The organism is Photorhabdus temperata, assembly GCF_025384845.1.
Lineage (GTDB): Bacteria > Pseudomonadota > Gammaproteobacteria > Enterobacterales > Enterobacteriaceae > Photorhabdus > Photorhabdus temperata.
The window spans coordinates 1-25870 of record NZ_JAJAFX010000036.1 but is presented as its reverse complement, the minus strand read 5'-3'; the positions used below and the strand labels follow the sequence as shown (position 1 = coordinate 25870).

Genomic DNA, 25870 nt, shown 5'->3' with positions numbered 1-25870 from the left:
CAGGTAAAACCGACTCTCTGTGAACCCGGCAAATAACTCAGCTTTTTAAGGCTGTTAAAATAATGGAGACAGAGAGTGCGAATAATAAAGGGCTATTTATCCCCGATTACATTATTCTTGTGGTTTTTCCGGCAGTTGTACCCGAACATTGAGTACTCGTCCATCAGGGATGTCGCATAACTCACCATCATGGTAATAAATAGCTTCCCCATCACCGTTAATACTTTTGACACGCTTATTTTGAGCAAATATTGGCGCATCGGTATTTTGACGATGATAGCATTCAATGGTTATATCACCACTGAATGTGTCTACCAATTCATAAACCCAAATCAGATTTAACCCGTTGCTGTCTGCCGGGACGATGGTACCACCGTGCACTCCCCATGCCCCATCTTTAGCAAAACCATTGCAACCGCTGATACGATATTTCCCGGTCTCTATCCGCTTAACAGTCACCCCTTCCGCTTCACGAGTTAGCTCGTAAGTTCCGTTTGGATGAATACTCACTATGGGACTGGATACTTTAAGATTGCCGTTAGTGTCGGTGATGCAATTATCATTAAAAACTGCAATAGAGTTGTCGTTATATTTCAACTTATCGCCACCAATTGTCAATCTGCCGTATCTTTTTTCGTTGCAAATATGAAAATCCTGTGCTGCATCATTTGGAAATCCAACGTAGGCCGTTCTTTTTGCCTCTTCAAAAAACTGAAAATATGCATGTCTACCAGCATCATGTGTTATATTAAAAGCACCTGCATTCCCTTTTATATTCGCTGATGCAGCTTCAATCCGACCCGCCGGAGAAACAGAAAAAACCCGATTGTTATTAATATATGCAGCCAACTCTCCACCAATTGTTAATTTGCTAGATTTTTTTTCGTTACAAATATCAAAATTCGGTGACCCGTCACCTGGAAATCCAACGTAGGCCGTCCTTGTTGCTTCCTCAATAAACTGAAAATATGCATGTCTACCAGCATCATGTGTTATATTAAAAGCACCCGCATTCCCTTTTATATTCGCTGATGCAGATTCAATCCGGCCCTCCGGAGAAACAGAAAAAAACCGTTTGCCATTAATATCTATCGTATATCCGTAGGTATCGACGCTACCGCCACGCACAATACCTGTTTTAATATAATTGTCATACCAATTGTAAAGCGTAAACCCGACTATCTCATTTGTCGGTTTAGCACCCTGCCAAGAAACTAACATCGTCGCATTACGTTCAGTGGGAAGCGTTTCAATCTGTTTAAACCTAAAATACCCTGGATAATTTCCACCATTGACCGATACTGCATTTTTCGCCAATTCCACTGTTTCCGCTAAGCCGAGGTTTTTCACAAACGCGTTTTTATCAGGAATATCTGCACCGTTTTGGTCTTTTGCCAATCGGTTATTAGCATTATCATTTACATCAGAAACAAGCTTCTGAGTTACCGCGAGAGTATTACTATTACCTATTTTATCTGCAAGCTGAGTAACACCTTTTTGTGTCAATGAGGCATCTGGCACTTCGATTGCGATTTTTTGTTCTAACGCTCTATTTAATTGAGCAGCAAGTTTAACTATATCACCATCGTCCAGAATATCATTGCCGGAATATGTCGCAATAAAATTAGCTACAACAGATGATATTGCCGACGACTGACGTAATACCTTATTGAGCAAATGAACTGTAATATTGTTTGGTGGGAACCCAGTCTTCAAACTCTGGCTTTCTTCATACCTTTCTTGACTCACTACATTCGCGTTGTTACTAATAGAAAAAGCTTTAAAATCATTCTTGGGATTCATATATTCTCCTTAAATTAAATAATCTTATTTTATGAGCAATATGTTGAATTATTGTAAAAACAGTTCACAATAATTTATTTCAATTATAGTCTAGCTTATAAAAAGAATAATGGCACATTGTTACAACTTAAATGACCAACTATTTTTTATAATTGATAGCAATGAAAAACCAAATACCCTAAAACCAGATATATATCAAAATCATTTTCGTCCAATATATGGAAATTACTCTTTTCCATCCGTTTCCTCACTTGCTATTACAATTGCGAAATTTATTAAATTATTTTTTACAATTTTACATAATGAAAATGACTTATCGACCGATAACCATCAGTAATCACCTAAAGGGAAGAATAATCAAACTGAACTTTGTACTCGTCGCACCTGACAGGTAAACTACCCCTCTTTATTGTTTTTACTGTTAAAAGTGAAGAAAAATAGTGAGTAACATAAAATTAATTGTCGGTCTGGCTAATCCTTGTGCTGAATATGCCCAAACCCGGCACAACGCCGGGGCTTGGTACCTCGACCTGCTGGCACAGAGCCACAATCAGCCATTGAAAGAAGAGAGTAAATTTTTCGGTTACACCGCCCGAATTAATATGTGCGGCCATGATGTTCGTCTGTTAGTCCCGACAACATTTATGAACCTCAGCGGTAAATCTGTCGCGGCCCTCGCCTCCTTTTACCGTATCCAACCGGATGAAATTCTGGTGGCACATGATGAACTCGATTTACCGCCGGGAGTGGCAAAAATGAAGCTGGGCGGAAGTCATGGCGGCCATAATGGTTTGAAAGATATCCAAAACAAATTTGGTAATAATCCTAACTTCTATCGCTTACGTATTGGTATCGGTCATCCGGGCGATAAAAATAAAGTTATTGGCTTTGTGCTGGGAAAACCACCAACCAGTGAACAAAAGCTGATTGATGACGCGATTGATGAAGCTCTGCGCTGCACTGATATTCTGATGAAACAAGGTATGGATAAAGCGATCAACCGCTTGCACAGCTTCAAAGCCAGTGCCTGACGACACAGAATGGATAAATCCTATTTGCGGGATCGTGATAATTCGCCATTCCGTGTATAATGGCGCCAATTTTTTCTGATTCATCACAAAGGCTACCCTAGCCTTTTGATTTATAAGTAATTTAAGGTGAAAATTTATGGGATTCAAATGCGGTATCGTTGGCTTGCCTAACGTCGGGAAATCAACATTATTCAATGCGCTGACCAAAGCAGGTATCGAAGCAGCAAACTTCCCGTTCTGCACCATTGAACCAAATACCGGTGTAGTACCGATGCCCGATCCACGGCTTGAGCAACTGGCGCAAATTGTAAAACCTCAACGTATCCTGCCTACCACAATGGAATTCGTCGATATTGCCGGTCTGGTAAAAGGCGCATCAAAAGGTGAAGGTCTGGGCAACCAGTTTCTGACTAACATTCGTGAAACGGAAGCTATCGGCCATGTTGTACGTTGCTTTGTCAACGACAATATCATTCACGTTTCCGGTCAGGTTGACCCTGCTGCTGATATTGAGATCATCAATACAGAACTGGCCCTTTCCGATCTGGACACTTGTGAGCGAGCCATTCATCGCGTCCAGAAAAAAGCCAAAGGTGGCGATAAAGATGCCAAAGCTGAGCTGGAAGCGCTGGAAAAATGCCTGCCGCATCTGGAACAAGCCGGTATGTTGCGAGCATTGGATCTCAGTGTTGAAGAGAAAGCCGCTATCCGCTACTTGAGTTTCCTGACGCTGAAACCCACGATGTACATTGCTAACGTCAACGAAGATGGTTTTGAAAACAATCCTCATCTGGATATTGTTCGTGCAATCGCAGAAAAAGAGGGATCGGTTGTCGTACCTGTTTGTGCTGCGGTAGAAGCCGATATTGCAGAGCTTGAAGATGATGAACGTGAAGAGTTTATGGCTGAACTTGGTCTGGAAGAACCCGGTTTAAACCGCGTGATCCGGGCTGGCTATCAGTTACTGAATCTACAAACTTACTTCACCGCCGGTGTGAAAGAAGTCCGGGCATGGACAATCCCTGTAGGCGCAACCGCACCGCAAGCTGCCGGTAAGATCCACACTGATTTCGAAAAAGGTTTTATCCGTGCGCAAACTATCGCTTTTGCAGATTTCATCACTTATAAAGGCGAACAAGGCGCAAAAGAGGCCGGCAAAATGCGTTCAGAAGGTAAGGAGTATATCGTTAAAGATGGCGATGTGATGAATTTCTTGTTTAATGTCTGATCAACGTTTCAGTTCCAACCGCACGAAAGAGTCCAAGATTAGGTAGCTCGCACTCTCGCTGACTGCACTAGCGGCCCTTTACTTAACAAAGCCGGAGAATGAAACGCAATTCTCCGGCTATAGTAGCTGGTTATTATCAACGAGTGCCAGGAATCGTAAACAATGGTATTCGCCCTTCCATTCGCCAGTTACGCACAACACTCTGGCCGCTGTTTACGATTCGATAACGATACGAACCTGTCGCAGTCGGGAAAAAACTACGAGTAACGGAACGTTCACCATAGCTAGTGGTTTGGGAAACGACTTTCCACGATCCACCGTCCATCTTTTCAATGAGGTGATTGATGGTACTTGTAGGGTTATTGCCGGACAAATCCTGGAACGTGAACGAAACCATTCCCAAGCAAGAAATAGAGAATGGACCATACACATCGCTGGACTCGTTGACTGCCAAACTTGCCCCACTGTTATGTACATTCATGTAAGCACAAGCGGCAGAGGCAATATTGCTGGTACTCAACAACAGCAACGCAAACAACGAGAAAAACAATTTTTTCATAATCAACTCCTTTCTTTATTAAGGGTTTCTTTCTATCTCCTCGCTCAGTTTTCAACTGAACTATCTAAATATATATTTTATTAAAGCAATAGAAACAAAAATATAAAGTTTATTCTCTATATTGACAGAGTTTTAGAAAATTAATATCACTCACAGTTATTATGAATGACCGTAAATGATTTGCTACTACTATTGCATCATTATAGTGTGACGTGATGACCTACATTCATTATTTCATCTACGAGTAGCATGGAAACTATGATATGGTCACGGATTGGATTGAATATAGAACTACTCTCCTCATAATTTTTTAAATCCATCAACGATCGCTCGCCATAAAAGGCCGTCACCCTATGGACTATATTGTATTCTTTAAAACTATCCTCCTGCACGTTAACAGCATAAATTATTGATGATAGTTTACTCTTCAGATAAATTCCAAAATTACTCCTGGACACATATCTTTTAATAACCCCATTGTTTTTTGTCCTATTCCAATCAATATAATCATCTAACACACCATAAACTGCTGAAAGATCTTCGACAGGTGTATTCATTAAAAGCCACGGATAATCAGAATTATAAACTTCCCCACAACCAAAGTTTTTATCTTCGTCAAAAATGACAATTGACGCCTTTTTATTCTTACGCTCGAGAAGCTTAATCAACGAATCTAGACAATCCCAATGGAATAGAGCTTTCCAGCTAATTTACAATTCCAGCAATCGTATATTAAAATGAATTTTCGAAGTGTTCTCAACTACGAAAGATGATAATGCCAAGCTAAATAATTATATGGACACCGACCTTTCCTTGATTAATATAAGTTATTAAAATCTCGTTATTATCGTTACCCTACCTTTCATCTCTAATAACAATAAAACAAGATAAACCAAACGACAAAAACATTTTAACCAAGAAGTTAATATAATCAATAACAATCCTTACTTGTAATTATTCATTTCAAATAAATATAAACAAAAAATAAATCAATATATAATTGATAATAAAATAAATTATTAGCAGATATAAATACATTATCAAGCTGTATAATAAAGGATTATTTTTATAAAATATCCTAAAAGCAAATTTCATGATAATAAACTTTACATATTGTATTTTTAAACTATTATGGGAATATCATAGATGCAATTTCTATCAATTGACATAGATATTACCGGCTTTCAGAAAATATATTTATCATACAAAATAAAATCATATCTTATTGATCTAAAATAAATTATATTTCCTAAAGGCAGAATTAACCTGAATTAAAAATAAACATTCAATAATTAATTATATAAACTTATAAGGAAAATAATTATGAAGAATATATTCACCAGCTCTGACTATGAATTTAAAAAAGCTCAAGAGTGGCTGGAGTATATTAAAAAAGGAAAACTAAGATACCTAAAAACACAGGAATATCCCGATAACATTTTTTCTCCTTCCCCGGCACCTGAAAATCTTTCTGACGTGCAAAGCCCGGCCAGTGTAGCAGCAACAAATGAATACTCGATATTTACAAAAAAATCTGCTACATCATATAAATACCCGGTGAGCGTCACTGAAGGTTTGCAAACTATCATCAACTTATGCCGCATAGCTTCAGGCTATGATCCTTTAAAACCAGAAGGTAATGGCAATGCGAAAAAGTTCATTGCATTCACAAAAGAAATAGCGAATGTTCCATTTCTCTCTTTATTGTGGGCAGACTCCAGTATTGTGACTCAACAAAGCCATGATACTGATATCCTAATCGATTCTTTTGTTCAAGCCTTTAGAGGACTATCTCCTCAGGATAAAATTACAATCAAAATCTATCTAAAAGCATTGGCTAATACTGCTTTATCTTATGCTGATGAGAAAGAAAGACAATCCAATTTCGTACAATACGTTCTTACTAAATCCCCAAATGGCGCTTCACTTATATTGTATTCCTCTGTGTTAACAATAAAGAGAGTGAATAATAAAGGTACTATAAAATTCACATCCAGATATAAACTTTCACAGGCAGAATATAATCTCAGTCAAGCATCATGGGAAAATGTAAGACCGGCATTCGAGAAAGAAAATAAAATATCAACCGAATCTTTAATTGACTGTATGACAACCAGACTAAAAACATAAATTAAAGTGTTTTTATAAACAGATTATAGGCATTGTTGCAAATAGGATTCAATATCGTTCCCTATTTTCAACAGTATTTTAACATTCAATATCTAGTTTAATAAATCTATAAAGGACAAAAATCATGGAAAATATCTTAAGCAATCCTGATTACGCAGTAAAAAAAGCCCAAGAATGGATGGAACATATTGACAAAGGAGGAACAAGGTTGCTGAAAGATTGGCAACGCTCAGATAACATTTTCACAGATATTTCAGATCTTGAAGATTATTCCAAAGTACAAAGTCCAGCTAACGCCGCAGCTACAGAAAATTATGTACTGCTTGCAAAACAGTCTGCCACATCATATAAATATCCGGTCAGCGTTACCGAAGGCCTGCAAACTATAGTGAATATATGTCGTGCAGTTTCAGATTATAATGCGTTAGATCCTGAAGGCAAAGGCAATAAAGAACACTTCTTTGCATTTACAAAAGAATTATCGGGCGTACCGATCCTTTCCTTAATATCAAAAAGCGTACAAAATGTTGTTCAAAAAAGCCGTAATATGGATGTTTTGATCAACTCTTTCCTGGAAAGCTTCCAAGGTTTAACTTATCTGGAGAGAGGCCAGATGAGAGCCCCCTTGAGGCAACTGGCTCTCGCTGCGTTATCATATGCGGGTAAAAAACAGACTCGATCTAATTTCGTACAAAACGTGTTTGCCACATCGTCAAGAGGTGTATCATGTTTCTTATATTGGTCTGAATTTTCAATAATCGCTTTAGAAGATAATAAAGGCACTATCGAATTTCAATCTACTTACCTTCTACCACAAGCAGAATATCAACTGAGTTACGAAGCATGGAGAAACGCGCGGCCCGCATTCGAGAAAGTACAGAAGGAAACATTGGAAGATTGGATTAACAATATGACAACCCGGAAGAAAGAAAAGAAATAGAGTAAGGGCACTTTGTATAGAATAAGTTGATATGGTGAAATAACTGACAAAATGGTGTCCGCAAATTTATCGTGGACACCATGATGAATATCTCCGAGATAAAATACTTCATCAGAACAAGCAAGAAATACAGTGTACAAATACAAATATCAAATCAGAACCCCTCACGCTCTTGCACCAGCAACTGCCCACATTCTGTCATGAAATCGGCAGTCACTCCGGGGCCATCAAACCAACTATCCCAAGACTCACCAGCCACATTAACCCGTCTCACTTCTTCCGGCAGGGCTACAGCCTTAGGGAATCGGGCCACTTGAGAGCAGTTCGTTGTTTGCTTCACAAAATTCTCCTGTATAGGGATATACCTGATTTTTTATTGCGATATATTCCCACATTCAGCCAATAAAGTATGGCAAAGATGACCTAAAGTCTGCATAGCACGTTCCATTTCCTCATTCCAATCAAAAGAGACATTAAGACGAAAGGCATGGTTAAACTGTTCGCTGGTACAAAACATACAGCCAGGCGCAATACTAATCCCTTCCGCTAATGCCAGTTGATAAAGCCGCTCGGCACTGAACAGTGGCTCAAATTCCAGCCAGAGGAAATACCCGCCTTTCGGGCGATTCACTTTGACTGACTCAGGCATATAGTCACCAATCGCCCGTAGCATTTGGTGTTGACGTTGCTCCAATATACGGCGAAGACGGCGTAAATGTTTATCGTATCCCCCTTCAGCAAGATAATCGGCAATAGCCAGTTGCGTCGGTATGCTGGCAGAAACGGTACTCATCATTTGTAACTGCTGGATTTTTCTGGCGTGCTTTCCTGCCGCCACCCAACCTACTCGGAATCCCGGCGCCAAGCATTTAGAAAATGAAGCACAGTGCATAAAGTTGCTTTCACTGTCCAGCGCTTTCGCCGGTATAGGCCGTTGCTGATCGAAATAGAGTTCACCATACACATCATCTTCAATCAGCACCACTTGGTTACTGTTAAGGATATTCACCAACCGTGATTTATTGTCGGCAGACATCGTTCCACCTAATGGATTCTGGAAGTGAGTCATTAACCAGCAGGCTTTTACCGGATATTTTTGCAGCACCTCCTCCAACGCATCTAAATCAATACCGTTTTGCGGATCGGTTTTTATTGCCACCGCTTTTAAGCGTAAACGCTCAATTGCCTGCAAAGCACCATAGAAAGCCGGCGATTCAATGACCACCCAATCACCCGGCTCAGTCACTGACTGCAAACTGAAGCTCAATGATTCCATCGCACCAGCGGTAATCACAATTTCATCAGGAGAAACATGAATACCATGCATCGCATAGCGGCGCGATATGTTACGGCGTAACTTATCATTACCCGGAGGTAAGTTGGCTAAAGAGCTGTGCGGTGCTATTCGCCTGGCGACTGCCGCTAACGCTTTGGTAAGTTTAGGCTGAATCAATAAGGATGGATCCGGGAATGCTGAACCAAAAGGAATAATCGAAGGATCTTTGCACGCTTGTAATACATCAAAAATAGAAGCGCTTATTTCCACGCTTTCGCTCAGATGTAATCGCTTTCCCCCTTTCGCCGCCGCAAATGGTTGTAAACGCTTGGTGACATAATAACCAGACTGAGGCCGGGAAGTGATCCATCCCTGACTTTCCAATAACTGATACGATTGAACAACTGTCATCAAACTCAAACCCGATAATTTCACTGACTCTCTCAAAGAAGGTAGTCTATCTCCTACCAGCCAGGTACCATCTTCAATATGTTGCAGAATTTGTTTGGCAAATTGTTCATAACGCTTCATAAATTCAGACCTCCGTGAAAACTGTTATAGTCAATATACAGAAAACTGTCACTATTATAGTTATTTTTTTCATGTTCTACTTACCCACACACATTTCCTGCCTTTATTCAAACTAAAAATAAGAGGTCACTATGTTTGGCTTAAGTGCTCTGGAACTGGCCAGAATTCAGTTCGCTTTTACTGTCTCCTTTCACATTATCTTTCCAGCAATCACGATTGGGCTGGCAAGTTTCTTAGCAGTACTGGAAGGATTATGGCTGAAAACCCGTCATAGCGATTACAAAGAGTTATATCACTTCTGGTCGAAAATTTTTGCAGTTAACTTCGGCATGGGAGTGGTTTCCGGCCTGGTTATGGCTTATCAGTTCGGCACCAACTGGAGTTTTTTCTCCGAGTTTGCCGGTTCGATCACCGGCCCCTTGCTGACTTACGAAGTGCTGACCGCGTTCTTTCTTGAAGCGGGCTTTCTTGGCGTGATGTTATTTGGCTGGAACCGAGTGGGTGAAAAGTTACATTTTTTCGCCACCTGTATGGTTGCGCTGGGTACTCTGATATCCACCTTTTGGATACTGGCCTCTAATAGCTGGATGCAAACCCCACAAGGCCATGAAATTATCAATAATCAGGTCGTCCCCGTCGACTGGCTGGCAGTTATATTTAATCCCTCCTTTCCATACCGTCTGGCTCACATGTGTACTGCGGCATTCCTTGCCTCAGCATTCTTTGTTGCAGCTTCGGCGGCATGGCATTTATTAAAAGGCAATGACTCGACAGCAATGAAAAAAATGCTATCCATGTCGATGTGGATGATCCTGATTATTGCTCCTTTGCAGGCGTTGATTGGTGATGCCCACGGCCTTAACACACTCAAGCATCAACCCGCCAAAATCGCGGCAATGGAAGGTCATTGGGAAAATCGTCCCGGCGAAGCAACTCCGCTGATCCTGTTTGGTATTCCTGATATGGAACGGGAAGAGACGCGTTATGCCGTGGAGATTCCTTATCTCGCCAGTCTGATTTTGACGCACAGCATCGATAAGCAGGTTCCTGCTCTTAAAGAGTTTCCACCGGAAGACCGACCAAACGCCCTGATAGTTTTCTGGTCATTCAGAGTGATGGTCGGCCTGGGTATGCTGATGATAATTGCCGGTTGCTGGGGACTCTGGTTGCGTTATAAGCAACGGCTTTACCAATCAAAACCCTTCCTGCGTTTTATGTTCTTGATGGCGCCTTCCGGCCTGATCGCCATTCTTGCCGGCTGGTTTACCACAGAAATAGGCCGTCAACCGTGGGTGGTTTATGGTCTGTTACGCACCAAAGACGCTGTATCCGCACATGGTGAGATACATATGAGCATCAGTCTGTTGCTGTTTATCGTGGTTTATAGCTCGGTATTTGGTGTGGGTTACGCCTATATGATGAAACTTATCCGCAAAGGTCCCAAAAAGGAGTTCAAAAATGGGTATTGATCTGCCGTTAATCTGGTTCATCATCATTGTGTTCAGCACCATGATGTACATTGTCATGGATGGTTTTGATCTTGGGATTGGACTGCTCTATCCCACGATTAAAAGCGACAGCGACCGTGATTTAATGATGAACAGTGTCGCTCCCGTCTGGGATGGTAACGAAACCTGGCTGGTACTTGGAGGTGCAGGTTTATTCGGTGCTTTTCCTCTGGCTTATGCCGTTATACTTGATGCACTGACCATCCCCCTGACATTAATGTTATTTGGCCTGATATTCCGTGGCGTCGCCTTTGAGTTTCGTTTCAAATCCGCACCTGAACATCGTCATATCTGGGATAAAGCCTTTATCGGTGGTTCTGTGATTGCTACCTTCGTTCAAGGGGTTGTGGTCGGCGCCTTTATTCAGGGGTTCCCTGTTGAAAATCGGGCTTATGCGGGCGGCTATTTTGACTGGTTCTCACCCTTCCCGCTGTTCTGTGGCTTTGGGCTTGTCGTTGCTTACGCTCTGTTAGGCTGCGGCTGGCTGATTATGAAAACCGAAGGCCATCTGCAACAGGCGATGTACCGTGTAGCCCGCCCACTCATTCTTCTGATGCTGGCTGTCATCGCCATTATCAGTTTGTGGACACCATTAATCCATCCGGCAATTGCGGAACGTTGGTTCAGTTTACCTAATTTATTGTTCTTCCTTCCTGTTCCACTGTTAGTGGCATGGTCGGGCTGGAAACTATTGCGTTCTATCAAACGCAAAACCCATTACACACCGTTTCTGTTAGCGCTGTTGCTGGTTTTCCTTGGCTACAGTGGATTGGGTATCAGCATCTGGCCTAACATTATCCCACCGGCAATCAGCTATGAAGCAGCCGCAGCACCACCACAAAGTTTAGGTTTTATGCTGGTCGGCGCCCTGCTGATCATCCCAGTGATCCTGGTTTATACCTATTGGAGCTACTACGTTTTCCGGGGGAAAGTGAACCATGAACAAGGCTACCACTGATCAAAACATCCAACGCCCTTCCGTATGGAAACGGATAGGCTGGATGGCGGTAATCTGGCTTTGCAGTGTGATGGCTCTTTTTGCTGTCTCCACACTATTTCGCCTTCTGATGACAGCAGCAGGCATGAAATTAAAGTAATTGTTAACACTATTTAATAAATTGAGCTAAAGTTTTCATCAGTATCGCAGAACGGAATCTTAACCTGATGAAAACAAGTTCAAATAACTCTCTCTTCACAAACCCAAAGTTGTTTGTGATCAACTCTATTATAAATTTATTTTTACTTTTTATACTATTATTGATTAATAAACCGTCTATTCAAGATTTAATTCTACCGTTGCTGATAATGTTAAGCATTACAAATGTATATTTCCTGATAAAAGTAGTGCATAACTCTGTTCCTGTCAAAGAATGGCAACATTCAAGATACAAAGCAGAAATTAACGCACTGAAACAAAAAAATGGTTATTTGGATTTCCTCTGTCAAAGCCATTTCAAACTACAAAACTGTAAACTTCTTCCTGAAAAGCTACAGGAGATTTTTTCTCATCTCAATCACCTGATCCCTTTCTGTGAAGCCAAAATCATCTTTTATCCATCGCAACAAGAATATTTCTTCCGCAATCCCCACCAGTGCCCCTATTTCGATATGCCTCTGATTATGAGATGGAATCTGGATGATAATATTGATAATTATGGGACACTCTGGATAAAAACACACAGAAATAGTGATCTGACCCCCGATGAAAAAAGCCTGGTTCAGAATGTGGTTGCCCTAATGACGAATAAACTGTTACGGGAAAACCAAATCCAGTGCCACCATCAGAGTATTTTGGCAGCAGAAAGAGCCGCTATTTCCCGTGAACTCCATGATTCAATTGCCCAATCGCTCTCTTTCCTTAAAATTCAGGTTAATTGCCTGTATATCGGTAGTGATAACTTATCCAAGCAAAGTTTAACCTCGCTTAATATGATTAAGGATGAGTTGAATATCGCTTACCGCCAACTAAGAGAATTATTGGCAACCTTCAGGAACGAACAGCCTCAATGTAATCTGCAAGAATCTTTACAGATGTTGGTTAATGAGTTTAACCATCGTCTGAGCTTCAATATTGAATTCAATTACCGTCTGACACATCAGCACATCCCTGACAGTTACTGTAAACATTTAATACAAATCATCCGGGAGTGTTTAAACAATTGCTACAAGCATTCCAATGCAAATTGGATCAGTATCCGTATTTATCCTATTGATGACAAAATCATTGCTGTTGTCAGTGACAATGGCCGGGGCATCAATCTAAATGCAATTGATGAAAACAGATTTGGACTGGCTATTATGCAAGACAGAGTCACGCTCATCGGTGGACAATTACAGATAAAAAACCGTAAAAATGGTGGTACAGAAATAGAAATTCAATTACCACTGGATTGAAAAAGACAGATAAATCAAATTATTGGCATCAGCGCAACTTATTGAATGATAATGATTAGCATTTGTGTTAATTACTGTTACACTGCATTTTGCTTTATCAGATCATTACCTTCGATAAATTTTCCAGAGGAATTTTACGTGGCTAATAAAACAATTGAAGAGAAAAATATTTACCGCCCTGCACCACCGAGGCTTGTTCAGGTAAAAAAAATTTTCGACGTAACACCCAATATGCGCAACATTACTTTCGAAAGTGAAAACCTGAACACTTATCCCACTGAATGCGAAGGCGGGCTGGTAAAAATATTCTTACCTCTTCCGGGACAGACCAAACCGATCTTACCCATTCTATCCCCAGAAGGCCCAATATGGCCGGCAAAAGAGCTGCGCCCGGTTACCCGTGCTTACACCGTTCGGGCTCTGCGTTCCGAACAAAAAGAGATCGATATTGAGTTCGCACTGCATGACCATGGTGGTCCAGCGGTGGAATTTGCTCACAAAGCCAAAATCGGTGACTGGATCGGTATCACTAACCCCGGAGGTCCTGATCCATTACTGCCAAAAGTCAGCAATTATTATATGGCTGGCGACCCAAGTTCCCTGCCTGCAATTGCGGCGCTATTGGAAACAATAAAACCAGACGCTGCCGGGCAGGTGATTATTCGTATCGAAAGTGAACAGGATATTCAGGAGTTGAAAAAACCGGCGGGAATAACAATCCACTGGATTACCGGCGGTGTTGAAGTGACTGACAAGATGGTATCCACGTTCAAATCCTGGTCATTACCAACAGAAGATGTCACTTTCTGGCTTGCCGGTGAAGATAAGATGGTAAAAGCGCTTCGTCGCTATGTTCGCCGTGAAAAAGGTTATGAACGCCACCAGTTATATGCCATCCCTTACTGGAGACATGGCTTTAATGAGGAAGGTTATCACGAGCTGCGCCATGAAGTGATGGATAGCTTTGCGCTATGATTAGTGCATAACTTCGGCCAGTCATAATAGGCAAAGGATCACGCCGGGAGATTTTTTCAGGAATCTTGACGGTGTGATCTATATCACGAGAATGATCTACAACCATTCAATTCCTCTGCAATTGCTGAAGCTGTTCTTTTATGTGATATCATAACATCCTCAAAATGGCACATTAAAATTATTAATAGCTATAACGGATATTTATTAGCACATTATAACATAACTGTAACGTAATTTTTTAATGTCACTTTAATCGAACATTATGCGCTATTATGATTATAATGTCCTATAAATAGAGCATTATAAATCATGTTGATTTAGATTAAATTAACGGTAGGAGCTGAAATAAGAGAACATAACTCTATGATCACCCCCGTTTTTACAACATTTGATTGCTCCATTAGCACTAATCCTCATCTTCCGTTGGTAAAATAGCCTTGGGCAGAGCGCTAAAGGTTCCCCAATAAAAAGCAATCAAAGACATCACTGCCACTGCAACGATATCCCAAGGCGCAGGAATCATGCCTTTCCCGCCAAATGTGCCTAAATAGGACAGAATGATCATGGCACTGTAGAAACCGATCAGCCACAAGGCAGAGGTTATCTGTTGGCGCAGGCTCACTTTGCCCACAGGGACTCTGTTTTTGAATAACAAGTAGATGAAGAACAAGACAATTTGTAATCCGAGCAGCCAGGAAACGGTTTTCCAACCAGACCAGTAAACAATGAAGGCGGAAACAATAAAAGAGAGTGGGCCAACGATGACAAACCCTTTAACATAAAAGGGACGTTTCATCTCTTTGGCATTACGGCGTAAGGCAGAGGCCGTGACTGGCGCTAATGCGTAGCTCAGGATTAACGCCGCTGAAACAACACTGATAAGTTTTTCCCATGAAGGAAAAGGTAATGTCCAAAAAATAGAAAGAATAAACGTCAACCAGAGTGCAGGACGTGGTATCCCCGATTTTTCATCGATATGGGTAAACACGTTAAATAACGTTCCACTTTTTGCCCAGCCATAGATAACGCGCGGAGTCGCATTCATATAAATATTCCCAGTGCCGCTTGGGGAGATCACTGCATCACATACCACCAAAAAAGCGAGCCATCCCGCACCGAGTATTAAGGCTATATCGCGAAACGGCAGTGAAAAATATTGTCCAATTTGGTTCCAGCCGCCAAAGAGTAAATCAGAAGGTATCCCGCCAAGAAAAGCTAACTGTAATAAAACATAAATAACCGTGGACAGTAGAATAGACAGAATAAGAGCAATAGGGATGGTTTTTTGGGGTTTTTCCACTTCACCGGCGACAGAAATAATTGGCGTCAGACCAAGATAAGCAAAGATAATGCCTCCCGCTGAAACTGCGGCTTCAACACCAGAGATCCCAAACGGGGAGAATCCATGAACTTGCAGATTACTCGGATTGAAATAATTAAAAAGGATAGCCATAACGAGCAGCGGAACGATGAATTTGAAGATACTAATAATATTGTTGAATTTCGCAAAGGTTTTCACGCTGTTGTAATTAAGATAAAAGAAAAATGCTAATAAAATAAATTGAACCAGCCAGCCTGCCAGAGTCGGATCACCAGAACCAGGCTGACTGAGAAAAGGGAACCACGCAGCCGCATATTGCCGGGCAGCGACAACTTCAATGGCGATAAGGCTGGAAAACGCAATTAAGGTGATAGAACCCATTAAATATCCCATGAGTTCACCATGAGAAAACATCGGATAACGGATAATGCCACCTGATTTCGGCAGAGCTGCGCCCAATTCGCAATACACAATGCCGAGTAACAGCACGGCGATACCCCCAATCACCCAGGAAAAAATCCCTGCTGGCCCGGCGATAACAGACACATGACTGGCGGCAAATAACCAGCCAGAGCCAAAAATAGCCCCTAATCCGATGAAAGTTAAATCCGTAAGTGTTAACTGTTTCTTAAATTTTCCCTGCCCTGAATTGGATTTTGGCAGTGGAGAGGTTTCATATGTCGCCATAATTATTCGCTCTTTTCTGTTTCTTATTTGATAACTGATTTACAATGCTTGCTTGCTCATCACCCCATTGATTAATCGGGAAATATTTAACGGATTACGGTTTTGCAGTGCTGGGGGAAGTAAGGCTTCGGGATAGTTTTGGAGACATACCGGACGCAGAAAACGCCAAATAGCCAGTGTGCCAACGGAAGTCCCTCTCGCATCTGAAGTCGCTGGGTAAGGCCCACCATGAACCATGGCATCACAGACTTCAACGCCTGTTGGGTAGCCGTTGACAACCACTCTGCCAGCGATGTTCTGTAATCGTCGACTGAGTTCATGCGCATTAGCTAATTCATCGTGTTCACCAATCAAGGTCGCGGTAAGCTGCCCCTGCAAACAGTCAATTGCGCGTAAAAGCTGGTGCTGACTTTCAGCTTCAATCACAATAATAACAGGACCAAAAACCTCCTCTTGCAGCAGAGCATTTTTATTCAACAACAAAGCAATATCTGCACGATACAGCATCGTAGTTGCCTGATTTTCATGATGTTCACCAGTGGCTAACTGTGTCATTAAGGGTTCATTATCCAGTTTATGAATACCTTTTTGATAGCTGAGTAATGTGCCTTGGTTTAGCATTGACTGTGCCGGACGAAGCGTGATTTCCTGCGTTAATTGAGTAATAAATTGATCAAATTCTGGTGAACGAATGCCCAGGATCATGCCCGGTTTAGTACAAAACTGACCGCAACCTAATGTGAATGAATTTGCCAGTCCTTGGGCAATTTGTTTTCCCCGCTGTATTAAAGCATTTGGCAGCACAATGACCGGGTTGATACTCGACATTTCAGCAAAAACCGGAATAGGTTGCGATCGCTGCATAGCCATATCGAACAATGCACGCCCACCAGCGAGTGAACCGGTAAAACTAACCGCCTGAATAACCGGGTGTTTGACGAGATCCGCCCCCACGCTATTGCCATAAATCATATTGAATACACCTGCGGGCATTTGTGTCGCTATGATAGCGCGCTCAATGGCTTGCGCGATGATTTCGGCGGTGACCATATGGCCGCTATGAGCTTTGAAAACAACGGAGCAGCCCGCCGCTAATGCTGACGCCGTGTCACCACCTGCGGTTGAAAAAGCCAAAGGGAAATTACTGGCGCCGAAAACCGCAATAGGGCCAAGAGGAATATAGCACTGGCGAATATCAACCCTAGGAAGCGGTTTTCTCTCAGGTTGTGCAGTATCAATGCGGGCAGCATGAATATCACCACGGCGTAACAGCGTAGCAAACAGCCTCATTTGCCCACTCGTTCTCGACCGTTCACCCTGAAGTCGAGCGGGTGGCAGAGCCGTTTCTTCCGATACAAGGGCAATGAAATCATCGCCGAGAGCATCAATTTCATCCGCAATTTTATCTAAAAAAACGGCACGTCCTTCTAATGATGTTTGGCTATAACGTGTAAATGCATCGGCGGCGGCTTGAACAGCGAGATCGACCTCATGTACTGTAGCCTGATAAAACACATAACCCATTGATGAATTATCCACCGCCCGCCGGCTGTGTAAACAACGTTCTCCCTCTGCTTGCCTGTGACCACCAATAAACTGCATACCTGAATGTGTTACTGACATAGCGATTCCTCCAAGGGTATCAAAATGGGCACGATGGGTTATTACACTAAACTGGAATTCAGAGACCTACATCAGGCAGCGAAGGACGATTTGCGAGGGCTTTTTCTACAATGGCGCGTACTTCAGCCAATATTTCCCCCTCAAGAGGTAAACGTGGTGGGCGGGTAATCGCACTGCCACGGCCAACCATTTCTTCACACAGTTTGATGCATTGCACCAAATCAGGACGGAAATCCAGATGCAGCAAAGGCATAAACCAGCGATATAACTCCCTGGCTTCTTCATAACGTTTCTGTTTAGCCAGACGGAATAAGGTCTCCCCTTCCCGTGGAAAAGCATTCGACATGCCTGAAATCCAACCTTCTGCGCCCACGGCGACTGACTCTAAAACGACGTCATCCAAACCAGCAAAAAGAATGAAGCGATCACCTGCTTCATTGGGAATATCACTAAAAGGGCGTGTATTGCCTGATGAATCTTTAAACGCAACGATATTTTCGCAATCGGCCAGAGATGTCAGAATTTTTGGCGTAATATCATTTTTATACAGCAGGGGGTTGTTATATAGCATGATGGGCAAATCGGTAGAGGCGGCAATTGTACGGAAATATGCCCTGTTTTCTTTAGGGGTTGGCGTATAAATCAGTGGTGGCATAACCATCACCCCATTAGCACCTGCCTGGCGGCATTCAGAGGCCATTTTGCACGCATTGTCGGTTGTCAGTTCTGCAATACCCGAAAGAACCGGGACTTTCCCAGCAGTAACATCCACCGCGAGTTCAACGATAGCACGCTTTTCCTCCATGGACAGGGAGGTGTTTTCCCCCACGGAACCATTGACAACTAAACCAGAAACCCCATCTTTAATCAGGTTTGTCATGACCTTATGAGTGGCATCCAAATTAATGGAAAAATCGGGGTTAAATTGGGTTGTTACTGCCGGGAAAACACCATGCCAGTTAACCTTTTTCTTGCTCATAGTCTTATCCTTTGATTGATATTTGACATGCAAATTGCTTTCATTTTGTTAACAAAATGTAATTTATTGGTTTTGATTGAATAATGGCTATTTCACCAAAAAGAAGCTTGTCACTTTTCGCAGTGAACAATGACGAAATCAGCATAATAGGAATAACAAACTTAAAGCTGAGGGATTGTTACTGGGCCAGATAATTCCTGATTACAGGTAAGTTCTTGAATAAATGAATTAACCCAATATCGTGGCGGTAAAACGACAAATTGGATCACGAAAGGACGGATATATCAGGAAAGCGGCAAATGACTCCTGCCCATTGACTGGCGAAAATTACTGGGCGTGATTCCAGTTAACGCCTTAAATTGCCGGGTAAATGCACTGTGATCAGTATAACCACATTGCAAAGCGACATCTGTAATAGGCAGTTCTGTCGCCAGCAATTCAGACGCTTTTTCAATTCTGATTTTGTGGATCATCTGCCGGGGCGTCAGGTGAAAGATGCGTTTACAGTAACGTTCCAATTGAGCAACCGAGAGATGTGTTAGATTCGTCAGCTCTTCGAGACGAATTGTTCGATCAAAATGTTCACGAATATAATCATCAACAATAGCCAGTTTTTGGTACACGGGATGGTTTTCCTTAACTTCCATCAGATCATGAGAAATTCCCGCCATACCAATAATTTGATTATGTTGATTATACAACGGCAATTTATATGTCATGCACCAACCTGTTTTACGTCCATGATAAAAATGGAGCTCCAGTTGGTTTTGGATAATTACCCCTTGGTGTAATACACGTAAATCTTGTTCGGTGTAACAACTGCCCATCTGAGCAGGAAAAATCTCGGAGGAAGTTTTACCCAGTAGCGAAGAGATCGATTTAAATCCGCAGCGTGTAGCCAGCGTAAGATTCGCAATTAGGTAACGTGCTTTGGTATCTTTGATAAAGAAAACCACACTGGGAATCGCATTCAGCAATGGTGTAATTAAGGCAACCGCATTGAGAATATCTTGCAGGTGACTGGGTTTGTGATTAGCAAGCCCACTACAAAGTGTTGATAAAAACTCAATATTACAAACATCATGGTCACTGGTGCCAATGCCGTTTTTTTCATTGTGCGGGTATAGGCTGTCATGGGCTATATTCATCATCGATATCTCCAGTCTATATATCATCAAAATAAGATTTTTAGCTTGTGTATTTGGTTATTTATCTTGACTAAAAAAATCAAAATAAATATCAGATTCGACGTATCCGCAATGTTCAGAAGAACTATTTTATATTCATGTGATAATTATCACAGAAGGTTATTCCTATCGTTCTTATTTATCCGTTTGATTTTTAGATCATTATTTTTCATGGTGTCCAAATGATAATTCAGTGATTTTTTCATTGTGCTGATTTCAGCATGTTGCGATATGAAACTCATCAAGCGGCAAGCGAAATATTACGCCACCATTTGTTAAAAATACGTTAACTTGGTGGCTTTATGGCAGAGAAAAATGAGTATCAGATTATTCGCGTCATTGATTCACACACTGGTGGAGAACCCACGCGCACAGTAGTAGAGGGATTTCCATCTCTTGGCAAAGGAACTGTCGCCAAACAGCGGCAACGCTTTGAAGCCGAATTTGATCACTGGCGCAAGGCTCTCATTCTTGAACCCAAAGGAAATGATGTGTTGGTAGGCGCACTCTTGTGTCCGCCCGCTGCACCTGAAGCAGATATAGGTGTTATCTTCTTTAATAACGCAGGATATTTGGGCATGTGCGGTCATGGCACTATGGGCCTTATTGCCTCTCTCCATCATCTGGGTTGGTTTCAACCTGGAAAATATAAAATTGAGACGCCTATTGGTCTTGTGGAGGCAGTGCTCCACAAGGATGGAGCGGTGTCTGTTCATAATGTTCTCTCTTATCGTTATCAGAAAAATATCACTGTGAATGTTCCTGGTATAGGTGATGTCAACGGGGATATTGCCTGGGGAGGAAACTGGTTTTTTCTGATCAGCCAGCATAGTTATTCGTTAACCACCCACCATATTGATGAACTCACGCAATACAGTTGGGCCGTTAGGCAGGCACTGGAACAAGCAGGGATTACTGGCGAAAACGGCGAGTGTATCGACCATATTGAATTGTTTGCTCCTGATAACAATGCTGACAGCCGCAATTTTGTGTTATGTCCGGGGAAATCCTATGACCGTTCACCCTGTGGTACGGGAACGAGCGCCAAATTAGCCTGCCTGGCGGCGGATGGAAAATTGCAGCCTGGTGAAGTTTGGCGACAATCCAGCATTATTGGTAGTGTTTTTGAAGCCCAATATCAATGGGTTGGTCAGAAAATTGCCCCGGTGATCCGGGGAACAGCACATGTCTACGGTGATAACAAATTAATCATTGCGAAGAACGATCCTTTCGTCTGGGGGATCAGCGTATGACCCCACCTCAAATGCCGGACGTCATCATCGTTGGCGCGGGTATCGTTGGCGCCGCGTGCGCCTATCAACTGGTACAGGATGGTTTAAGCGTTGCGGTGATTGATGATGGTGGTAAAGGGGCAACACAGGCAGGAATGGGACATCTGGTGTGTATGGACGATAATCCTGCTGAATTGGCATTGAGTAGTTATTCATTAGATATATGGCGAACATTCACCCCGCACATGCCCGAAAACTGTGCATGGCGTGGATGCGGTACGCTTTGGCTGGCGGATACAGAAGATGAAATGAAACTTGCTGAGGAAAAAAGCGCACATCTTGCCAGCTATGGAATTGAGAATATTCCGCTGACAGCGACACAAATTCATCAAATGGAACCTATGGTAAGAGCTGGAATTATGGGTGGTTTGTGTGTTCCAGGGGATGGGATTATCTATGCACCAAATGTCGTACACTGGTTTCTTGCTGCCTGTAATGAAAAGATTCAGTTCATTAAAGGGCAAGTACACGCCTTAGAACCTCAAACCGTTGTATTGCGTGATGGAACAAAATATTACGCACCGAAAATATTGCTGGCAAATGGGTTGTGGAGCACACATCTGTTACCTGAATTACCTATTGTCCCTAAAAAAGGGCAATTGGCGATTACAGATCGTTACCCTACCTGCATCACACATCAATTAGTGGAATTAGGATATAGCGCCAGTGCGCATGTCCTGGATGGTACGTCAATCGCTTTTAACGTCCAGGCCCGCCCTACTGGTCAGCTCTTAATTGGATCTTCACGCCAGTTTCATAACGAAAAGCACACTATTGATCTCGCCCTACTCCGTTCTATGCTCCAACGCGCACGCCATTTTTTACCTCAACTTGGTCAGATGAATATCTTACGTTGCTGGTCCGGCTTTCGTGCTGCGACTCCAGATGGCTTGCCGCTGTTGGGACAACATCCCGATTATGAATGGCTATGGCTGGCTGTGGGCCATGAAGGATTAGGGGTGACAACGGCACCGGGCAGCGCCAGAATCATCTCTGCATTGATGCTGAATAGAAAAACAGAGATTGATCCATTGCCTTACCAACCTGCACGCTTTACCCCTATGGCCCGTCAAACAAATAGCGCAGATTATTAAAAGAGGTTGCCATGACACTCAAAAAACCACCATTTATTGCGTTATCTATTGATGACGAAATGATCACAGTTCCTGCGGGGATTACTGTTGCGGCGGCGCTGGCTTATACCGGTGATGAGCATTGCCGTATGTCTGTATCACATCAATTGAGAGTGCCTTTCTGTGGTATGGGGATCTGCCAGGAATGCCGTTTGATGATTAATGGTCGCCGTCGTGCAGCTTGCCAGACAGTTTGTGAAACTGGTATGAAAGTTGAGAGGATCTGAATATGGCAACATCATCTTCTTCTACGGTACTGCGCTGTGATGTACTGGTTGTTGGCGCAGGGCCTGCGGGATTGGCTGCCGCGCAGGCCGCCGTACAGGGACAGCAATCCGTTATTCTGACTGATGACAATCCCAACGCCGGCGGGCAAATTTGGCGTCAAGGGCCATTTCATACATTACCGCCGATGGCAAAACATTATTTATCGGTGCTATCAGAAGATACATTGATCTATTTACCGGGTTGTAAAGTGATTGCCGCAGACAACCAATATGTGATTGTTGAAACGGCAGATAAGCACCAAATTATTCACTACCAGCGCATCATTCTTTGTACCGGAGCCAAAGAAAAATTACTTCCTTTTCCTGGATGGACATTACCGGGTGTCACAGGAGCTGGGGGATTACAGGCGCTGATAAAAAATGGTCTCCCCATGGCAGGTGAGCGTGTTGTTATTGCTGGCAGCGGTCCGCTTTTGCTTGCAGTTGCAGAAACGGTGAAAAAAGCAGGAGGGAACGTGGTTGGTATCATTGAACAAGCGCCTTTGCACCGCTTATTCTCGTTTGGCCTACGACTGATCCGTTGGCCGGAAAAGTTGCGTCAAGCCATTACCCTCATACCACTTAAAAATTATTATAAAAACAGTATGGTATTGGGAATGGAAACCTCAGCAGAAGGAAGGTTAACCGGTGTGTATATCAGCAATAAAGGGCAACAGCAGAAATTATCCTGCACACGTTTGGCTTGTGGTTTTGGTTTAAGACCAAATACGGAATTGGCGCAATTGCTTGGTTGCTTGCTGGATGGACAAGGAAATATTCAGGCAGATGCGTGGCAACAGACGACTATACCTGGTGTCTATGCCGCAGGAGAATGCACAGGTATTGGCGGCAGTGAGCTTGCACTTTGTGAAGGATTCATTGCCGGGTTTGCAGCGAGTGGTGAATACGCATTAGCTGAAAAATGGTGGCAGAAACGAATAACATGGCGGCGTTTTGCAACAGCGGCGGCACAGGCGTTTAAATTGAATAAAGAGATCACGCGGGCACTTCCACCCGATACGTTGATCTGCCGCTGTGAAGACGTGCGTTTAAAAGAGCTTGAATCATTTCAGGATTGGAATAGTGCAAAAATGGCAACACGGTGCGGCATGGGGGCTTGTCAGGGAAAAATCTGTTCCGCCATTCTCCACGATATCAAACATTGGGCAATACCATCCCCTCGCATCCCACTATCGCCTGTTAGTCTTGAAACGCTGACTGCGGAAGTTGATAAGACAATTGATTGATCGGATATTAGCCAACCAAACAAACGAGACGCAGTAAATTTTTTGTTATATTTTAATGATTAGATATTAAATAGACAAAACTATTCATTATTTGTCTTTACTATCTCTTAGGTCACCAGTGGCATAGCAGCCTGGGTTACCTGCTTGATGTGCTCAATGAAGGTTATCAACAAGACTATCAGCAACAGACTGCTAGCAACCTCATTGTCTTCATGTTCTTTCCCAAAGCGGTCTCTTTAACCCCTTAATTATTATGACTACACGCAAAAAAATATTATCCGAACAGATGGATATTCAAGTGTTTTCTCGCCGGTTATTTAACAGCGTCAATAAAGATAAAAAGTAAATATGATCCGCATTCGTTAAACATAAAATACGATATCCGATGATGATTAAACTTAACAAAAAACAGGTGTTAAAAGGGATAAAAAAACGGTTAAAACTTTATACCGATTAAATCCATAAACTAAAAAAACAACAAACTCAGGGCGGGTTCCCATTTTTTTACCCTACCCTGTTTAATTCATTTATCCGCGATTATATACTCAGCTTATTTTACATTTAACTAATCTGCCATAATCATTTAAAAACGTAAATACCAAAGTATTAAAGCTTTTATATCAAAGGCGGATTTAACTCAATAAATATAATTTTTCATAAAGATAGTTAATGGCGTTTAATCGAAAACCATTAATCGCAAGTTTAAAAAACATTGTACGTAAAATAATATTACCCGAATTAGACGATGAAGGTAGAGGTGCCACATAATAAAAGAAACAAGCTAAGGATCACGCCGTGAGGAATCTTGCAAAAAACTCAACGGCGTATTTTCGCGGATTATTCACTACGTGGTTGTTCACTGTAAGCCAGTAACGTTTTCCGGCACAGTTGAGAGCGAACGCAATCTTCTTTATTAAAGTAGATAACACTGACGATTTCATCATCGGAAAATCTTTCCAGTGCATCACACAATCCTGACGTCATTCCGGCAGGCAAATCACACTGGCTTATATCGCCGTTCACAATCACCGTGACATTTTCCCCAAGCCGGGTCAGAAACATTTTCATCTGGTTGATCGTCACATTCTGAGCTTCATCCAAGATCACAAATGCATTTTCAAACGTTCGGCCACGCATATAGGCAAAAGGGGCAATTTCTACTTTGCCAATTTCAGGCCGCAGGCAATATTGTAGAAACGATGCTCCCATGCGTTTTAATAAAACGTCGTACACCGGCCGGAAATAAGGCGCAAATTTTTCAGTCATATCCCCAGGTAAAAAACCAAGATCTTCATCTGCCTGTAATACAGGACGCGTAACGATAATCCGGTCAACTTCCTTATTAATCAACGCGTCTGCTGCCATTGCCGCACTGATAAAAGTCTTACCACAACCCGCCTCCCCACTGGCAATAATCAGTTTTTTATAGTTTATCGCACGTATATAACGATGCTGAGTTTCAGTCCGTGGCAAAATTTCCGAAGTATCCCGGTTATCACGCGCCATACCTATGGCTTCTATGCCACCAAGTTGTACCAAAGAAGTCACATTGTCATCATCCCGGTAACGTTGATGACGTAAATCCTTTTTCATCATCCGTTTTGCCTCTCGGCGTGATTTAATCACTGCTTTCTGTCTGTTCATAGCAGTAACACCTTATCGTTGTTTTCACCCATACGGTGTCATATCACCGATACAATAAATACGTTATTTCAAATAGATAGTAATTTCCTTTCAGTTCATTAGCGTTACTCGCAAGT

At 42.3% G+C, this 25870-nt stretch carries 23 protein-coding genes; 13 read left to right on the top strand and 10 right to left on the bottom strand.

Features of this window, described 5'->3' with window-relative positions; all coding sequences use genetic code 11:
• Nucleotides 1–111: 111 nt before the first annotated feature.
• Nucleotides 112–1803: a phage tail protein gene (locus LGZ99_RS14975; RefSeq protein WP_036838364.1), complete on the bottom strand. Its 1692-nt coding sequence runs from the start codon at nt 1801–1803 to the stop codon at nt 112–114.
• A gap of 440 nt (nt 1804–2243) precedes the next feature.
• Here LGZ99_RS14975 and pth point away from each other — a divergent pair, with 440 nt between their 5' ends.
• Both pth and ychF read left to right on the top strand, forming a co-directional pair.
• The gene (gene pth, locus LGZ99_RS14970; RefSeq protein WP_021325125.1) at nt 2244–2834 is read left to right on the top strand and encodes an aminoacyl-tRNA hydrolase; all 591 of its coding nucleotides are present in this window, start codon (nt 2244–2246) and stop codon (nt 2832–2834) included.
• A gap of 136 nt (nt 2835–2970) precedes the next feature.
• Entirely contained in the window at nt 2971–4062 is a 1092-nt protein-coding gene (gene ychF / locus LGZ99_RS14965) for a redox-regulated ATPase YchF (protein ID WP_021325126.1), read from the top strand.
• Between the two features lie 136 nt (nt 4063–4198).
• On the opposite strand, the gene LGZ99_RS14960 is transcribed toward ychF, so the two are convergent.
• Both LGZ99_RS14960 and LGZ99_RS14955 read right to left on the bottom strand, forming a co-directional pair.
• Nucleotides 4199–4612, bottom strand: coding sequence for a hypothetical protein (locus LGZ99_RS14960; RefSeq protein WP_262979277.1), 414 nt, complete (start codon nt 4610–4612; stop codon nt 4199–4201).
• Between the two features lie 209 nt (nt 4613–4821).
• Nucleotides 4822–5289, bottom strand: a complete 468-nt coding sequence (locus LGZ99_RS14955) for an FAD/NAD(P)-binding protein (RefSeq protein ID WP_262979276.1) — start codon at nt 5287–5289, stop codon at nt 4822–4824.
• Nucleotides 5290–5944: 655 nt separating this feature from the next.
• Here LGZ99_RS14955 and LGZ99_RS14950 point away from each other — a divergent pair.
• Nucleotides 5945–6751 (top strand): hypothetical protein, encoded by an 807-nt coding sequence (locus LGZ99_RS14950; RefSeq protein ID WP_023044274.1) that lies wholly within the window; start codon nt 5945–5947, stop codon nt 6749–6751.
• A 124-nt stretch (nt 6752–6875) separates the two neighbouring features.
• Nucleotides 6876–7691: a hypothetical protein gene (locus LGZ99_RS14945; RefSeq protein WP_023044273.1), complete on the top strand. Its 816-nt coding sequence runs from the start codon at nt 6876–6878 to the stop codon at nt 7689–7691.
• A gap of 154 nt (nt 7692–7845) precedes the next feature.
• Here LGZ99_RS14945 and LGZ99_RS14940 read toward each other — a convergent pair whose 3' ends face one another.
• On the bottom strand, nt 7846–8031 hold the full coding sequence (locus LGZ99_RS14940) for an AbrB/MazE/SpoVT family DNA-binding domain-containing protein (protein WP_262979275.1): 186 nt from the start codon (nt 8029–8031) through the stop codon (nt 7846–7848).
• A 33-nt stretch (nt 8032–8064) separates the two neighbouring features.
• A complete protein-coding gene (locus tag LGZ99_RS14935; RefSeq protein WP_021325132.1) occupies nt 8065–9498 on the bottom strand; it encodes an aminotransferase-like domain-containing protein in 1434 nt (477 codons plus the stop codon).
• A gap of 131 nt (nt 9499–9629) precedes the next feature.
• Between LGZ99_RS14935 and LGZ99_RS14930 the strand changes: the two genes are divergently transcribed.
• The 5 genes from LGZ99_RS14930 to LGZ99_RS14910 all read left to right on the top strand — a co-directional run bounded on the left by LGZ99_RS14930 (nt 9630) and on the right by LGZ99_RS14910 (nt 14375).
• The gene (locus LGZ99_RS14930; RefSeq protein ID WP_023044272.1) at nt 9630–10967 is read left to right on the top strand and encodes a cytochrome ubiquinol oxidase subunit I; all 1338 of its coding nucleotides are present in this window, start codon (nt 9630–9632) and stop codon (nt 10965–10967) included.
• Nucleotides 10957–11964: a cytochrome d ubiquinol oxidase subunit II gene (gene cydB / locus LGZ99_RS14925; RefSeq protein WP_262979274.1), complete on the top strand. Its 1008-nt coding sequence runs from the start codon at nt 10957–10959 to the stop codon at nt 11962–11964. Before LGZ99_RS14930 ends, cydB begins: the two co-directional genes overlap by 11 nt.
• On the top strand, nt 11945–12103 hold the full coding sequence (locus LGZ99_RS14920; protein ID WP_021325134.1) for a DUF2474 domain-containing protein: 159 nt from the start codon (nt 11945–11947) through the stop codon (nt 12101–12103). The genes cydB and LGZ99_RS14920 overlap by 20 nt, the downstream gene beginning before the upstream one ends.
• A 247-nt stretch (nt 12104–12350) precedes the next feature.
• On the top strand, nt 12351–13400 hold the full coding sequence (locus LGZ99_RS14915) for an ATP-binding protein (RefSeq protein ID WP_231398176.1): 1050 nt from the start codon (nt 12351–12353) through the stop codon (nt 13398–13400).
• A 138-nt stretch (nt 13401–13538) separates the two neighbouring features.
• Nucleotides 13539–14375: a siderophore-interacting protein gene (locus LGZ99_RS14910; protein WP_262979273.1), complete on the top strand. Its 837-nt coding sequence runs from the start codon at nt 13539–13541 to the stop codon at nt 14373–14375.
• A 406-nt stretch (nt 14376–14781) separates the two neighbouring features.
• Here LGZ99_RS14910 and LGZ99_RS14905 read toward each other — a convergent pair whose 3' ends face one another.
• The 4 genes from LGZ99_RS14905 to LGZ99_RS14890 all read right to left on the bottom strand — a co-directional run bounded on the left by LGZ99_RS14905 (nt 14782) and on the right by LGZ99_RS14890 (nt 20133).
• The gene (locus LGZ99_RS14905; RefSeq protein WP_023044266.1) at nt 14782–16383 is read right to left on the bottom strand and encodes an APC family permease; all 1602 of its coding nucleotides are present in this window, start codon (nt 16381–16383) and stop codon (nt 14782–14784) included.
• Nucleotides 16384–16422: 39 nt separating this feature from the next.
• Nucleotides 16423–18006, bottom strand: coding sequence for an aldehyde dehydrogenase (NADP(+)) (locus LGZ99_RS14900; protein ID WP_036838369.1), 1584 nt, complete (start codon nt 18004–18006; stop codon nt 16423–16425).
• Nucleotides 18007–18064: 58 nt separating this feature from the next.
• Nucleotides 18065–18985 (bottom strand): dihydrodipicolinate synthase family protein, encoded by a 921-nt coding sequence (locus LGZ99_RS14895; RefSeq protein ID WP_021325138.1) that lies wholly within the window; start codon nt 18983–18985, stop codon nt 18065–18067.
• A 284-nt stretch (nt 18986–19269) separates the two neighbouring features.
• Nucleotides 19270–20133 carry an AraC family transcriptional regulator gene (locus LGZ99_RS14890; RefSeq protein ID WP_036838397.1) on the bottom strand — a complete coding sequence of 288 codons (864 nt, stop codon included), beginning with the start codon at nt 20131–20133 and terminating at the stop codon, nt 19270–19272.
• Nucleotides 20134–20474: 341 nt separating this feature from the next.
• On the opposite strand from LGZ99_RS14890, the gene LGZ99_RS14885 reads away from it, so the two are divergent.
• The 4 genes from LGZ99_RS14885 to LGZ99_RS14870 are packed head-to-tail and all read left to right on the top strand — an operon-like array spanning nt 20475 to nt 24110.
• Nucleotides 20475–21425, top strand: coding sequence for a 4-hydroxyproline epimerase (locus tag LGZ99_RS14885; protein ID WP_036838371.1), 951 nt, complete (start codon nt 20475–20477; stop codon nt 21423–21425).
• Nucleotides 21422–22558 (top strand): NAD(P)/FAD-dependent oxidoreductase, encoded by a 1137-nt coding sequence (locus LGZ99_RS14880; protein ID WP_262979272.1) that lies wholly within the window; start codon nt 21422–21424, stop codon nt 22556–22558. The genes LGZ99_RS14885 and LGZ99_RS14880 overlap by 4 nt, the downstream gene beginning before the upstream one ends.
• An 11-nt stretch (nt 22559–22569) precedes the next feature.
• Nucleotides 22570–22824, top strand: coding sequence for a (2Fe-2S)-binding protein (locus LGZ99_RS14875; RefSeq protein ID WP_023044262.1), 255 nt, complete (start codon nt 22570–22572; stop codon nt 22822–22824).
• A 2-nt stretch (nt 22825–22826) separates the two neighbouring features.
• Nucleotides 22827–24110, top strand: coding sequence for an FAD-dependent oxidoreductase (locus LGZ99_RS14870; protein WP_262979271.1), 1284 nt, complete (start codon nt 22827–22829; stop codon nt 24108–24110).
• An 837-nt stretch (nt 24111–24947) separates the two neighbouring features.
• On the opposite strand, the gene phoH is transcribed toward LGZ99_RS14870, so the two are convergent.
• The gene (phoH, locus tag LGZ99_RS14865; protein ID WP_262979270.1) at nt 24948–25754 is read right to left on the bottom strand and encodes a phosphate starvation-inducible protein PhoH; all 807 of its coding nucleotides are present in this window, start codon (nt 25752–25754) and stop codon (nt 24948–24950) included.
• Nucleotides 25755–25870 lie beyond the last annotated feature (116 nt).